Here is a 14,712-nt window from a genome sequence, read left to right as displayed (position 1 = left end):
GCCTTAGCTGCTCAGAGCCAACCGCCGGAGAAACCGGCTCGTCTCAGTCCCACCACCAGCGGCGCGCACCGGCGCATGATGTTCCACAGCAGGCCGGTTCGGTAGTTCTCGATCATCAGGACCACCGGGCCCTGGTCGATGCCGAAGTGATAGGGGCTGACCCACCAGCCGGATTCGCTTCCCTCCACCGGAAAGCTTCGGTTGAAGGAGGGTTTGAAGCCGTAAAGCCTGGTCATGCCCAGGTCCATGCGGGCAAAGTTCCGGACCGTCGGGATGACGATCTCCGGCGCGAAGGGCAGCGAGGCGACGACGGCCCAGGGCGACACGGTCCCATCATCCGGGCCGAAGGGCGCACCGCGGGCAAGGTAATCGAAGAACTCCCTTTCGCTGCCGTTCACGGTGCGCTTGGTCCAGCCGGGTCCGTCGCTCGCCGTGAACCCCCAGCAATGCTCGCCGTAGCCGACGAAACTCAGCGGGTTGCGGATGGCATATTGCTGCTGGACGAAGGTCGCGTGCCGGCTGTTCTGGAAGTAGTCGCTGTTGTGCTCGCGCATGAAGGCGTCACGGATACCGCGGAAATCGATCCACATATGTGACAGCTGGTGCGTGAAGAGTGGGCCCGAATAGAGGAGCTCGCGACCATAGAGGTTCCGCCAGTCGTAGCTTTCGGTATAGGCGGTGTAGGCTTCCGCCGGCAGCGGATGGGTGGGGGAACCGAGGCCCAGGATGTAGAGAAGCAGGCCCTCGTCGTAACCGCGCCAGCGATAGGGAATGAAGCCGCTTTCCGGCCGCCAGCCATGCGTCAGCGTAAGTCCGTGATCGCAGGCCCAGTTCCAGTCGGCCCGTTCATAGAGCGCATTTGCCGAGCGGCGGATTTCGACTTCGTCCGCCGCATCGCCATCAAAATAAGCGGCGACCGTCAGCGCACCAGCAAAAAGGAAGGCGGAGTCGATCGTCGACAATTCGCATTCCCAAACGCGCCTGCCGGTCTCGATATCAAGGAAGTGATAGAAGAAGCCCTTGTAGCCCGAGGCGTCCGGCTCCGGCCCCTGCGGGCATTGCAGCAGAAACTGCAGCCGTCGACGCGCGATCTTCGCGGCGAACTTGCGAATGACGATGCCCCGCTCGACCAGCACGGGGATCGTCGCAAGCGCCATGCCGATCGCCGCGATACTTGCGGGCGCATCTTCCTGAGTCTTGTCGCGCACGAGCCCGTTATCGGGATTGGTGCAATGCAGGTAGTAGAGCAGGGTCGTGAACTGCAGCCGGGCAAGGTCCTGCTCGGTCGGCATCCGGTTCAGTTCGGGATCTGTCGACAGCAATTCCGGCATGGCTAACCAATCACGAGACGGATATTATGATCTCGTCCGTCGTCCACGAGTGGAACGCTCTGATGAGCGACCTTTCCGTCAACACTTAGCGAATAGTGGGTCCGTTCGAGTCTGTGATCTCGGCTCACCTTGATATGGTAAGTTGATCTCCCATATCGAAAATCAACATCGTATCCCGGCCATTGTTTGGGGATTGTAGGCTCGACAACAAGCCGACGTCCCTCGCGGCGAATGCCAAGGATGGCTTCAAGCCCAACCCTATAAAGCCAGCCCGCCGATCCCGTGTACCAGGTCCAGCCCCCGCGACCAGTATGAGGAGCGGCGCCATAGACGTCGGCGCTGACAACATAGGGTTCCACCATGTAGCGGTCGGTGTCTTTGGGCGACACGGCGTGATTGATGGGATTGAGCATACTCCAGAGCTGGAATGCTCGATCGCCATCTCCCATCAATGCGGTCGCCAGCGCCACCCAGGTGGCCGCGTGGGTGTACTGGCCGCCATTTTCTCGAATTCCGGGCACGTAGCCCTTTATGTAACCCGGTTGCAGAGAGCCTTTGTCGAACGGCGGATCGAAAAGCTGGATCAAACCGTTATCGGTCCGAACAAGTCGTTCCCAAACTGCGTGCATTGCCATGGCGGCCCGCTCGGAATCTGCAGCACCTGAGATGACCGCCCAGGCCTGCGGAATAGCGTCAATCTGGCACTCATCGTTCAAATGGGACCCTAGGGGCGTACCATCGTCGAAGTAGGCGCGGCGATACCAGGAACCGTCCCAGGCATGGGTTTCCAGCGACACGCGTAAGGCCTCTGCGTTGCCGATACACCAAGCGGCGCGTTCGTCATCTCCCATCTTCGAAGCAATGCCGGCAAAAGACTTGAGCACGGTCAAAAAGAACCATCCATTCCAGACGCTTTCGCCTTTGCCCTCCGCGCCGACCCGATTCATACCGTCGTTCCAGTCGCCCGTTCCCATAAGCGGGAGCCCATGAGTTCCCAGGCGCAGACCCTGATCGAGCGCCCGGCAGCAATGCTCGTAGATGGTCCATTGTTCCTCACTGACTGCGGGGACCTCGTAGCGTTCCTCCTCATCGTCAGTCAAAGGTGGCGACACAATGAAGGGTACCTGCTCGTTGAGGAGTTCGTAGTCTCCTGAGACCGAGACATAGTGCTCGACCACGTATGGCAGAAAGTAGAGGTCGTCCGTCATGCGGGTACGCACCCCGGCGCCCGTAGGCGGGTGCCACCAGTGTTGCACGTCTCCTTCCGTAAATTGGTGCGATGCGGCCCGCAGAATGTGCTCACGCGCTTCCTCGGGCGCACAATGGACAAGAGCTGCGACGTCTTGAAGCTGGTCGCGAAACCCATACGCGCCGCCTGATTGGTAGAAGCCCGTTCGCGCCCAGAGACGGCAGGCCAACACCTGGTAGAGCAACCAGCGGTTTATCATCAGGTCGAAGGCCATGTCGGGCGTTCGAACCGTGACGGAACTCAGCAGTTGATCCCAACGTTGTGAAACGGCTGAAAGCGAACTCTTGGAGCCCTTCGAATTGGCATGTTCGCGGATGAGCCTGCGCATTTCCTCGCGGCTCTCGGCCTGGCCAAGCACGAATACCAGCTCGACGGTCTGCGCCGCAGGGATTGAAACGCTGACCATGAGGGCTGCGCAAGGGTCTAGATGAGGGCCAGAATGCCCGCCGAGATCAAGGCCTTTCAATCCCAACGGCTGGGCGATAGAGCCGTTTCTGCCGAGGAACGCGCTGCGATCGCATGTGAACGATCGGATAGGCGCGCTTGAGGCCGCGAATGCGAGGGTTTTGGGAAGGCCATCTTCCCAGATGTTGTGGGCAACGATGGCACCGATCTCAGCGTCAAATTCGCATTCGACCCGAGCGGATGCACTTTCGCGTAGGGTGCCGAGGACCCATTCGAGAAAGTATGTCGCAGTTAAATTTCGCGTCTTGTTGCCGTCGTTGCGGATAGCAAGGCGGATGACCTTGATGCTTCCTGAAGACGGGACGTGCACAGCCATCTCCTGGTGCAGGGTTCCGTGGCGGCTCTCGTAGCAGCTGTAGCCGTGGCCGTGCCTGGTCTTGGTCGCCAAGGTATGCCCTAGCGGCAAGGGCGTCGGGGTCCACACTTCCGCGGTCTGCTCGTCACGCAAATAGACAACTTCACTGGGAGCATCTGAAACCGGGTCATTTGACCAGGGTGTGAGTCTATTCAGCTGGCTATTGCCCGCCCAGGTGTACCCAAGGCCGCTATCGCTTGTCAGGCAGCCAAACATCCCATTGGTAAGGACGTTGCACCACGGCGTTGGAGGCGCATCGGCTGCGATTACGTATTCGCGTCCGTCTTTCGTGAAGCCGCCTCGGCCATTCCAAAAAAGCAGACTCTCTGGCGATATGGCCTGACGCTCACTTTGTGCGGCGGGGATGTTTGGCTTGGCCTCTTTCAACGCTGAAGACGTGGGTGCTGATATTGACGAAAGCTGGCCTGTCAGAGGGCCACGACCACAGCAAAGAATCAGGCGCGCGGCGGCGGTGATCGCGCTTGTAACGCCCTCCGAAACATTTTCGTTCTTTGGAAAGTGAACGCCTCCTGCTTGGCCCAGAACTCGCTCCACATGGGCGGCCGCCTTGCCGCTCAACTGTAAGCTTTCGCTGGAATCTCTTTCATCCAGGACGACGAGATCGAAGGGAAATCCACGATTAACAATGAATGCGTGGGCAATTATCACTTCGTCGACGAGGGCATCGGCTGTTTCGTCGATATGCAACAGCAGAATTGGGACTGTACCCGACAGTCCAACCGCTCCCAAGTCGCTACGCTTTGCCCGCCTTATGTCGGTCGCGCCAGTCTCTCGGGAGCTTGGAATAGAAAAAGCTAAGTGCGCTGCGAGCCGATTGTAAATGGCCAACTCTTGAAGCGATGGAAAAGGGGATGCTCCATTGTTTTTCTTGGCGTCCAGCAACGATTGGTGCGCTGCGTCTATATCGGTGAACCGTTTGGCGATCGCCGCAGCGCCAACATCGCTGTCGGCAGCGCCCGTTACAAACGCGATCTGCTGTATCGCAGAGGGTTCCAGATGGACTTTACGGCGCAGGCTGAAGATGGGATCGAGCACAGGGCCTGTCGCGCCTGACAGGCGGCTCCCAGGCGCAAGCGCGATGGGGTTTTCTGGTGTTCGACGCCGCCCGAGAAAGGTGTAGCGGTCCGTTTCATACTCTACTGGCTGCGCCGGCTCGCGTGATGCGGACACGTGCAGCGCCCAAATGGGTCGCTCCGATGCGCTGCGTGGCCGGCGTCGCGCGAACAAGGCGGTCGTATCCGCGTCGAACCAGGTTTCGATGAAAAGCTTAGCAAAGGCGGGGTGTGCGCTGTCTGCGCTCCGCCCACTCAAGCAGACCTCGCTGTAGCTTGTCAGCTCCAGTTTTCTTGCTTTCGTCCCCCTGTTGCGGAGGTTCAGCAACCGCACCTCGGCATCGCAATCCGGCGCGACACAGACCTCCCAATGAATGTCGATGTCATCGAGAAAGCAGCGATACTCGGCCCAATTTCCGTGAAATCGGTGCTCGTAGGTCGCATCAGCATGGCAGATCGGTTGCCTGCCGATCGTCCAGACCTCGCCGCTCTCAAGGTCGCGAACATAACAAAACTGGCCCCAGCAATCGCGTGTGCCGTCTTCACGCCAACGCAAGATATCGAGGCCGCGCCAGTTTCCGTAGCCGGCGCCGGCCTCCGTCAGAAGCACGTTGTAGTGGCCGTTCGAGAGCAAGGTCGTGTCAGGAGGCACGCCTGCTAGGCGCGTTGCAGTGACGTCGATCGTGCCAACTGGCCTGGCCATCGAACCAATCCTTCATTGGGCCTTAGACGTTATCGCCTTCCGTCGAGGTCGTCGGCTTCGCCTGCTGCGCATCCTTGACGCCCCATTTCCAGCCACTGATCGACGGCATGTCGTCGCCATGCTTCTCGATATATTCCCGATGCTCGATCAGCTTGGCTTGTATCGCCTGCTTGAAGTAGGCGGCGCGGGCGCCGAGTTGCGGCAGGCGGTCGATGACGTCGCCAGCGAGATGGAAACGATCGAGCTCGTTCAGCACCACCATGTCGAAAGGCGTCGTCGTCGTGCCTTCCTCCTTGTAACCGCGCACATGCAGGTTGTCGTGGTTGGTACGGCGGTAGGTGAGGCGATGGATCAGCCACGGATAGCCATGGAAGGCAAAGATGATCGGCTTGTCCCTGGTGAAGATGCCATCGAAATCGCGGTCGGAGAGGCCATGGGGGTGCTCTTCCGCCGGCTGCAGCTTCATCAGATTGACGACGTTGACGACCCGGACCTTCACTTCGGGAAGATGCTCTCGCAGCAATTGGACCGCGGCCAGCGTTTCGAGCGTCGGAACGTCGCCGCAGCAGGCCATGACGACGTCCGGCTCGCTGTTGGCATCGTTGCTGGCCCAATCCCATATGCTGACGCCCATGCTGCAATGGCGCACGGCCTGCTCCATCGTCAGCCATTGCGGCCCCGGTTGCTTGCCGGCGACGACGACATTGATGTAGTTGCGGCTGCGCAGGCAGTGGTCGGTGACGGAGAGCAGCGTGTTGGCATCCGGCGGCAGGTAGACGCGGATGACGTCGGCCTTCTTGTTGACGACGTGATCGATGAAGCCCGGATCCTGATGGCTGAAGCCGTTGTGGTCCTGCCGCCAGACATGGGAACTCAAGAAGTAGTTCAGCGACGCGACGGGCCGGCGCCAGGGAATCTCGTTGCAGACCTTCAGCCACTTGGCATGCTGGTTGAACATCGAATCGATGATGTGAATGAAGGCTTCGTAGCAGGAGAAGAAGCCGTGGCGGCCGGTCAAGAGATAGCCTTCGAGCCAGCCCTGGCACTGGTGTTCGCTTAAGACCTCCATGATGCGGCCATCCGGTGAGAGGTGATCGTCCTCCGGATAGATCTCGGCCATGTAGCAGCGATTGGTGACCTCCAGCACGTCCTGCCAGCGGTTGGAATTGTTTTCGTCCGGGCTGAACAGACGGAAGTTCCTGGAGTCCATGTTGGACTTCATGACGTCGCGCAGGAACTTGCCCATGACACGGGCGGCCTCCACGGTCGTCGCACCCGGACGCGGAACGTCGACGGCATAATTCCGGAACGCCGGCATCTTCAGGTCGCGCAGCAGCAGGCCGCCATTGGCGTGCGGATTGTCGCTCATGCGGCGATGCCCCGTCGGCGCCAGCGCTGCGATTTCGGGCTTCAACCGGCCCTCGTCGCTGAAAAGCTCCTCGGGGCGATAGCTCTTCATCCACTGCTCGAGGATGCGGATGTGCTCGGGCTTGTCCATTTCGCCCATCGGCACCTGGTGCGAGCGCCAGTAATCCTCGCATTTCTTGCCGTCGATCTCCTTCGGGCAGGTCCAGCCCTTGGGCGTGCGGAAGATGATCATCGGCCAGGCCGGCCGCTTCAGGTTGCCCCTCACGCGGGCGTCGTCCCAGATCTGCCGGATCTCGGCCATGGCCGTATCGAGCACGCCGGCCAGTTGCTGGTGCACGCTTTCCGGATCATGCCCTTCGACGAAATAGGGCTTGTAGCCCATGCCCTCGAAGAACTTCTGCAACTCGTCACGCGGGATGCGGGCGAGGAAGCACGGGTTGGCGATCTTGTAGCCGTTCAAATGCAGGATCGGCAGGACGCAGCCGTCGCGGGCGGGGTTCAGGAACTTGTTGCTTTGCCAACCGGTGGCAAGCGGCCCGGTCTCGGCCTCGCCATCGCCGACAATGCAGGCGACGACGAGGTCCGGGTTGTCGAAGGCCGCGCCATAGGCGTGGCTCAGCGCATAGCCGAGCTCGCCGCCTTCATGGATGCTGCCGGGCGTTTCCGGCGCCACGTGGCTCGGTATGCCGCCCGGAAAGCTGAACTGCTTGAAGAGCCGCTGCATGCCCTCGGCGTCTTCGCCGATATCCGGATAGAACTCGCTATAGGTGCCTTCGAGATAGGCATGCGCCACCAGCGACGGTCCGCCGTGCCCCGGCCCGATGATATAGATCATGTTGAGATCGTCGCGCTTGATCACGCGGTTGAGATGCACATAGAGCATGTTGAGGCCGGGCGAGGTGCCCCAATGGCCGAGCAGGCGTGGCTTGATGTGTTCGCGTTTCAGCGGCTCGCGCAGCAGCGGATTGTCGAGCAGATAGATCTGGCCGACGGAAAGGTAGTTGGAGGCTCGCCAATAGGCGTCCATCAGACGGAGTTCGTCGTCTGTCAGCGGGACTGCTGAGCTTGCGGATGCTAATTCAGGTGAAATCATCTGAGCGTCCTTATCAGGCGATGGAAATGCCATCAGATTGTCATCGTGCACACTGGTGAACTAGTGAAGTCGCATGACGATGCGACCGTCGATCTTGCCCGCCTCCATCCGCTCGAAAATGTCATTGATGTTCTCGAGGCGATCCCAGGAAAAATGCGGTTTCACCTTTCCTTCGGCCGCAAAGGTCAACGATTCCTCCAGATCCTGTCGCGTACCGACGATCGATCCCCGCACGGTGATGCGTTTGAGGACTGTTTCGAAGACAGGCAGGGACATCATGCCCGGAGGCAGGCCGACGAGCGCCATGGTCCCCTTCGACCGCATGAACCCGAAAGCCTGTTCCATTGCAGCGGGAGAAACAGCGGTCACAAGGACCCCATGAACGCCGCCGTTGGTTGCCTTCGTTACCTGCTCGACAGCATCTTTCGCCTTGCCATTGACTGCGATGTCGGCGCCGAGCTGCTTGGCCAGCGCCAGTTTTTCCTCGAATATGTCCGCGGCGACGACATTCATGCCCATCGCCTTGGCATACTGCACGGCCATATGGCCGAGGCCACCGACGCCTGAGATCGCCACCCACTCCCCGGGGCGAACTTCCGTCTCCTTCAGTCCCTTGTATACGGTGACTCCCGCGCAAAGGACCGGCGCAGCTGCACCGAACTCCAGTTTATCTGGAACGGCGCCGACAAAATCCGGGTCCGCCAGTCCGAACTCCGCGAAGGTTCCGTTGACGGAGTATCCTGTATTGGCCTGCGAAGCGCACAGTGTTTCCCAACCGGTTCGGCAATAGGGGCAGTAGCCGCAGGCGGTGTGCAGCCAAGGCACCCCGACCCTGTCGCCCTCCTTTACCCTTTTCACGCCGGCTCCGACCGCTGAAACGAAGCCAACGCCCTCATGTCCGGGTACAAAAGGCGGCGACGGCTTTACCGGCCAGTCGCCATTGGCGGCGTGGAGATCAGTGTGGCACACGCCCGTCGCCTCGTACTTGACCAGTATCTGTCCTGGTCCGGGTGTCGGAACGGCCATTTCTTCAATGGTGAGCGGAGCGCGGAACTGTCGAACGACAGCCGCTTTCATCGTCTTTGCCATTTCCATGCTCCTCCAGCTTGTATGACTTCGACGCATTTCGTGGGCAGTGATGTCAGTCAGGATATGGCTCAGAGTAATGCTCGACCACGCCTCTTACGCCACGGACGTTCTCGGCGAGAATTCGTGCGGCTCTCCGGCATTCAACTGTTTCAACATTTCCCCAGAAGTGAACGATGCCATCGGTCACGGCGACTTTCACATCGAGTCCTTCAAGACCTGTGTTTTCTGCGAGACGAACGAGGATACTGCGGCGGATGGCTTCGTCACCATATGCTGTTTCATCCCGGTTTGCGGATAAAATTGCCTTCAACAGGTCAGCTCGACTAACGATACCGACCATCATCCCATCTCTAAGGACAGGAATGCGTTTGATGCCACGCTCCTGCATGAGCGCCGAGACGCGCGCCACGGAGGCATTTTCATCGATTGTCACTGGATTGGCGGTCATGGCGTCGCCGACCCGCCACGAAGACCGCCGCACATAGGCGTTAGCTCTCTCGTCGGCGCCGCGTGTTGCGTCTAGCTTCGGAATGGCGCCGCCGAGCTCGCTGCGGCGGATCAGATCGCCTTCACTTATCAGCCCCACCAGATGCCCGTTATCGTCCACGACGGGCAGGCCGCTGACGTGATTGTCGACCATAATTCGGGCTGCATGTCTGACACTATGGTCAGGCGAAAGCTTGACGATCGTTGTCGTCATCACATCTTTGACGCGCATTTTTGATCCACCTCCCAATGGATCTCGGTACCGCCATCAGTAACTTAACGTAAACCTCTCGCGGTCGATCGACAATAAAAGTTTCCCACTCTTCTGGTTGCGCGGCTTAGCGGTCTTTTTCAGAACCTCCAGTGAAGTCTCCATTGTCAGTCTGCAGTGACATTCCATTTGTCGTCGGGATCGAAACGATCGATGAACGGCACGATCTCTTCGGTACTTGGCCCGAGATCGCGTTCGTAGACGATGCCCTGCTGAGGGCATAGCGCTGGTTTCCCGCTTGTATGGGGCAATTCTTGTCAAGCCTGATCTACAATCATTTCCCATCTCCCTGTTCGGCCGGCTGGCGACCATCTCCTCGTCCCGACCTGAATCTCTGCCGCCGCCCATGCGCAGTGACGGTCAAGGATGGGCCCGATAGGGCCCACCGCCTTGCGGCTTGTCCTTGACGGTCATGAGCAGGGTGGCCGGCTGTTCCGGGTCGGGCCGCTTCGGTGCAAAGCAAGACCGACGACAGTTCCGAGGGGAGCTCGCCATCAGCCAGCGCTGGGGTCGCGCCTGGCAGGCTTGTATTCGGTTGATCGGTGCGGGACACAACCATGATGCAGGCATTCGCATCGGCGGCGAAGCTCCGGGCGGCGGGCCCATTCTAAACAACGGCTTCCGGCCCAACGGGAAACGCGGGTCACCGCCACCTCGGATCGTCATCGGCGGACCCTGCGACGGAGCCGCCAATTTGTTTGGGCGTGGTGCGAGGTCCTTCCGCGTGCATCACGCCGGACGCAACACTACACCCTCGGGCACCTCGCCCGTGGTGACAAGGTGCCACAGGGCGATCAGCAGCTTGCGGGCGAGCGCCACGATCATCGTCTTCCGTGTGCCGCTGCGGCCGTCGCTCGTGCGCGCCTGGAACCATTGCGCAAGCGCACTGTCTTTCTGGAAGCGGAGAAAGCGCCACGCCAACTGGATCATGCCGCATCGCACGCGGCCGTTGCCGGTGCGTGACAATCCCTTCTCGCGCCGGCGTTTGCCGCTCTCGTCCGGCGCCCCGGTAAGGCCGGCGTAGCGTGCCACGGCACGCCGATCGCGCAGCTTGCGCGACAGGATCTCGTGGACCAGCATGTCAGCGGTCTCGACGCCGATGCCGATCACCTTCGCGAGCAAGCGCACCATTGCCGGCGGATGGTCTTCTGCCTCTGCCGGCGCCGCCTCCAGCAGGCGCAGGCGTTCCCGCTCGATGGCGCGGATATGCTCGCGCACGAGCCGCAGCCGCTCAAGCAAGCGGCGCAGCTCAGCGCGCGTGTTGTTCGGCAACACCATGCCCTCCGGCGTGCGGACGGCCTCGAGCCTGTCCACGGCCTTGCGCAAGGCCGGCTTGAAGGTGCGAATGCCGAAGCGAGCGAGGATCGCCTTGAAGCGATTGATGATGCGCGTGTTCTCAGCGACCAGGCTGTCGCGCTCGCGGCTCGGCCGCCGCGCGTCCTCCTCCTCGACCGCCGGGATTGCCGCCATCGTGCAATGACGCTTCTCGCCGCGCAGCCAGCCGAGAAAGGCGCGCATTAGCAGTTCTGTGTCGAGGCGATCGGTTTTGGCGCGCCGGTGCTCGCGGGAGACGGCAACGCTGGCGGGATGCATCACATAGGCCTCAATGCCACGCACCTGGAGCCAGCGCAGCCAGAAGCCGTCGCGGCCCGCCTCATAGGCGATGGCGATGCGCTCGATACGATGGCCGATGTGGCCGGCTTCGTCGCGCCAACGCTGCAGCAGTTTCAACAATGCCGTCTCATCGGCGTCGATCTTCTTCAGCGGCTGCCGTTGCAGCCCGGGAACGAGCGCGGCAATCAGCCACGTTGCCTGGCTCATTTCGATGACTGCGATCAACGTGCTATCCTCATTGAGAGCGGTGAGGGACCGGTTTGCGTCAAAAGATTGCGACATGGGGGCACCTCCAGAACGTGGTTCTTAGCAGCGCCAAAGGTGCCACATCTTCGCCGCCCGCCCCATAGCATCTATACAACGCCAAGATGGAACGAACCATGCACGCGGTCATGCTGCTCGGTTGGCAAAAACGGAAATGGCGAACTCGTCTCACCGGTACCAAAATGGCACGCCTGCGCGGACGCGCAATTCGAGGCGAGCGTTGTCGGGCGGGCATGCCGCACGGCCATTGGAAAACAACGACATTCACCGGCGCGCTCCGCCTCACGGGCATGACCGCACCCTTCGTCTACGATGGAGCGATGAACGGCAATGTCTTCCTGGCCTATGTCGAGCAAGTGCTCTCGCCGACCCTTCAGACCGGCGACGTCGTCGTGATGGACAACCTGCCGGCCCACAAGGCAGCCGGGGTGCGCGAAGCCATCGAGCGCGCCGGCGCCAAACTCATGTTCCTGCCGCCCTATAGTCCCGACTTTAACCCCATCGAAAACGCATTCTCGATTTTGAAAGCCATGTTGCGGGCAAGAGCGGAGCGAAAGATTGATGCGCTATGGGACGCAGTCGGCGCCTTGCTACCCCGATTCACTCCTGGAGAATGCGCCAACTACTTCAGAGCTGCAGGATATGACCCGGATTGAACAGGATCTGCTCTAACAGTTCGCGCGCACCCCAGAAAAGTTACCAGTCTCGCGAAATGCGGCCAGTTGGCTGCACGTTCCCTGCCGCCCCAATCCGTACATTAGGAATAGATAATGTTATGACGACTAAGAAGTCGTTAAAGGCGAACGGGTGTAGTAGCTGATTCAATCATTCCGCGAGAATAAGCCTGGTAAGCAGGGATGATTGGCATGGCGCGCGAGAGTTCCTCGGACTGCCTCAGCGACGAGGTGAGCGAAACGCGTGTTCATACCTCGCCGAACCGTTTGGCTCTCATCCGGTTGTTCAAGATCGAGGCGCGATCCCTGGATGCGACCAGAGAGGTCCGAAAGGGCTACTTCATCATAGCCTGACGGGACCTTCTGCCTGTTTGTGACGGGAAGGGTGTTCAGGCTTGCAGGGCGGCGGGAGGAGTTCGAAGCAGTTCAACCAAGAGGCAGTGGCGTGCCGTCGGGGTGAGCCTCTGCTCGAGGTAGAGGCTCTGGGGTCGGGGCGACCACAAGGGCTGTGCTGCAGTCGCATCCTCGATGCTACACCGGAACTATCGACGCACATCTGGTCCATTCAGGGCCAAGCCGACCCCGCCGGATCGGGGTCGGTGCGATGATCGTCACCCGCCCGGAGTAAGCGTTCGATAAGCGTCGTACGATGACGACGCTTCAGGCCGTCGGCGGTCGTGAAAGCGCTCCCGGTCCGGGATCAATTGGCTCCCCAACCTGCCGTTCGCGTCAGCCGTTCAGCGCGTCCTTGAGAGCTTTGGCCGGCGCGAAGGTCAACTTCTTCGCAGCAGCAACCTTGATGGTCGCACCGGTTGCCGGGTTGCGCGCCTCGCGCTCTGGCGTATCCTTGAGTTTAAACTTTCCGAAGCCCGGGATCGATGTTTCGGCGCCAGCCGTGGCGGCGGCAGTCACGGCAGCGAAGACCGCTTCGACAACCGCCCTGCTCTGGACTTTAGTCAAGCCATGTTCGATCGCGATCTTTTCTGCAATCTCATTGGTTGTTGTCATTGTTTTCCCCTCTTGATGACGCGGGAATTCTCATCCGGCGGGATCCCTTTTGTCATCTGGCGTTCCAGCGTGCACGGCCCAAATACCGACGATTTCCACAGCGCAATCGTGGCCTTTCGTCGAAAGCCGTTCCATTGGGCCTTGGGTCCATGCCTGTTGGATAAGGCGCTCTGGTCATCCGACGCTGCAGGGGAGCGCCCGCCAGTTCGAATGTCGGGCGTTGAGCAATGTCGAATTCCCATCGACCACGAGCCATAGCTCCTTGCCGAGCGCGCGAACGGTGAGCGGTTTTCGTTTCTCCTGACGGCCCTTGGCCGCCGCCAGCATATGGCGGTTTGCATTGACGATCCCTCTTTCGCGCGCACGCGCGTTCACCAACTGCTCGAGCGGAATAAGCAGGTGTTCTTCGCCAAGATCGAAGTAAAGCGAAGGGTCATCCGGAAGCCTCGTGAGCGCTGCGGCGATTTCCTGGTTCAATGCAAATTTGCCAATGGCGCCGCCAGGCTGGAGCGTGAGAAACTTTGGCGACATTTCTTCAACTGTCATGCAGTGCCTCCTAGAATAGTGCTTGGGTCCGCGCGATGCCCGCTTCGCAGGCGATCCACGGTTCAAACGGTCTGGAACACGGCCGCCAATCGCCACGGGACCGTACTTCGCATGCGGGCATTTGGTGCCTTCGTCGTTCTGGGTTGCTGGCTATTTTATGTCGAAACGCACTGTCGGGCTGTGCTGACAAGCCCCGATGATTGCGGTGACTGGTTTGAGATGGACGCCAACTTCGCACCAAGGTGTTTCGCTTGCTGCTCGGTTAATCTGAACCGCAGTGACGACACGTCGGTTCGACTCGGATCGACGCTGAATTCGATCCTCAAGAAGACGTCGCCACTCGCATCTGCAGTGACGGCCTCAGCTTTCCAATCGATGACGGCAGATGCCCGAATATTGCCTTTTCCGTCTGTGCTCCAATCTTTTCTATGCAAGCTGACTCCCCTCTAAGCTGCGCAATCTGCCGGCAGAAATACCTCCTGAGCGCGCGTACCTCGGGGCTCCATCCAGGATCGCGCGCCGAGCGAATAGGTGCATACCAATTTAGCTATACTGGTTAATCGCTTGCTTGGCATTTAAATTTTCTAATCAGCTAATAGAGCTGCGTTCTTCGTGCGGATCAGCTGTATCCATGTTCTTGAAGCTTATTGCGGCGCCAGAAAAAATCTGCGTCCCCTTCCAGTCGATTGCGCGCCAGAGTGGAGCAATTGGAAGCAGCATCGATTTGCGAATGAACGGGCGATGCGCGACCGCACGGGCATCAGCCGTGATGGGCTGATCCTGCTCGCCGCTCCTGGCGTTTTGATCGCCACAACGGGGCTATCGCCCGGTGAGCGGGTGGGATATCGATCAGAGACGCGACCCGCGTCATACTCAAGGTCGTTTCTGTCCGCATCAGTGCACTCGCTACCAACGAATGGAATGGAAATGCCGCACATCGCCGTAAAGATGTTCCCCGGCCGCACCGAGGAGCAGAAGCAGGACTTCGCCGCGAGGGTAGCAGCCTCGCCCGTCGCCAGTTCATCCCATCGCGATAATATGGCGTCCCGTGTCTCGAAACGTCTAAATTCCCGCATCTCGGCTCGCTTGAGTGTCCCAAATGTCTCAAATCCGCAATCGGCAC

General features: G+C 60.0%; 8 protein-coding genes and 2 pseudogenes. 1 reads left to right on the top strand and 9 read right to left on the bottom strand.

The genetic code is table 11. The features are described from left to right. Window positions 1–11: 11 nt before the first annotated feature. The 7 genes and pseudogenes from BHMPCIPO_RS24555 to BHMPCIPO_RS24525 form a co-directional block, all read right to left on the bottom strand. Window positions 12–1,331, bottom strand: a complete 1,320-nt coding sequence (locus BHMPCIPO_RS24555) for a glucoamylase family protein (RefSeq protein WP_173519365.1) — start codon at window positions 1,329–1,331, stop codon at window positions 12–14. A gap of 2 nt (window positions 1,332–1,333) precedes the next feature. Next, on the bottom strand, window positions 1,334–5,176 hold the full coding sequence (locus BHMPCIPO_RS24550; RefSeq protein ID WP_173519364.1) for a GH36-type glycosyl hydrolase domain-containing protein: 3,843 nt from the start codon (window positions 5,174–5,176) through the stop codon (window positions 1,334–1,336). A gap of 22 nt (window positions 5,177–5,198) precedes the next feature. Beyond that, window positions 5,199–7,637, bottom strand: a complete 2,439-nt coding sequence (locus BHMPCIPO_RS24545; RefSeq protein WP_173519363.1) for a phosphoketolase family protein — start codon at window positions 7,635–7,637, stop codon at window positions 5,199–5,201. 60 nt (window positions 7,638–7,697) lie between these two features. Continuing rightward, window positions 7,698–8,726 carry an alcohol dehydrogenase AdhP gene (gene adhP / locus BHMPCIPO_RS24540; protein ID WP_210266641.1) on the bottom strand — a complete coding sequence of 343 codons (1,029 nt, stop codon included), beginning with the start codon at window positions 8,724–8,726 and terminating at the stop codon, window positions 7,698–7,700. 52 nt (window positions 8,727–8,778) lie between these two features. Further along, window positions 8,779–9,444 (bottom strand): CBS domain-containing protein, encoded by a 666-nt coding sequence (locus BHMPCIPO_RS24535; protein ID WP_173519361.1) that lies wholly within the window; start codon window positions 9,442–9,444, stop codon window positions 8,779–8,781. Window positions 9,445–9,590: 146 nt separating this feature from the next. Beyond that, window positions 9,591–9,701, bottom strand: a pseudogene (locus tag BHMPCIPO_RS24530) (DUF2950 family protein); the annotation flags it as partial. A 511-nt stretch (window positions 9,702–10,212) separates the two neighbouring features. After that, window positions 10,213–11,379 (bottom strand): IS110 family RNA-guided transposase, encoded by a 1,167-nt coding sequence (locus tag BHMPCIPO_RS24525; RefSeq protein ID WP_173519360.1) that lies wholly within the window; start codon window positions 11,377–11,379, stop codon window positions 10,213–10,215. 158 nt (window positions 11,380–11,537) lie between these two features. On the opposite strand from BHMPCIPO_RS24525, the pseudogene BHMPCIPO_RS24520 reads away from it, so the two are divergent. Continuing rightward, window positions 11,538–12,017: pseudogene (locus BHMPCIPO_RS24520) on the top strand (IS630 family transposase); the annotation flags it as partial. Window positions 12,018–12,764: 747 nt separating this feature from the next. Here BHMPCIPO_RS24520 and BHMPCIPO_RS24515 read toward each other — a convergent pair. After that, on the bottom strand, window positions 12,765–13,043 hold the full coding sequence (locus tag BHMPCIPO_RS24515; RefSeq protein WP_173519359.1) for an HU family DNA-binding protein: 279 nt from the start codon (window positions 13,041–13,043) through the stop codon (window positions 12,765–12,767). A 174-nt stretch (window positions 13,044–13,217) separates the two neighbouring features. Then, window positions 13,218–13,589 carry a hypothetical protein gene (locus tag BHMPCIPO_RS24510; protein WP_173519358.1) on the bottom strand — a complete coding sequence of 124 codons (372 nt, stop codon included), beginning with the start codon at window positions 13,587–13,589 and terminating at the stop codon, window positions 13,218–13,220. Between the last annotated feature and the right edge of the window lie 1,123 nt (window positions 13,590–14,712).

The sequence above is a fragment of the Ensifer sesbaniae genome (assembly GCF_013283665.1).
Lineage (GTDB): Bacteria > Pseudomonadota > Alphaproteobacteria > Rhizobiales > Rhizobiaceae > Ensifer > Ensifer sesbaniae.
The sequence above is the reverse complement of the archived record's forward strand: the minus strand, read 5'-3'. Positions and strand labels throughout refer to the sequence as shown.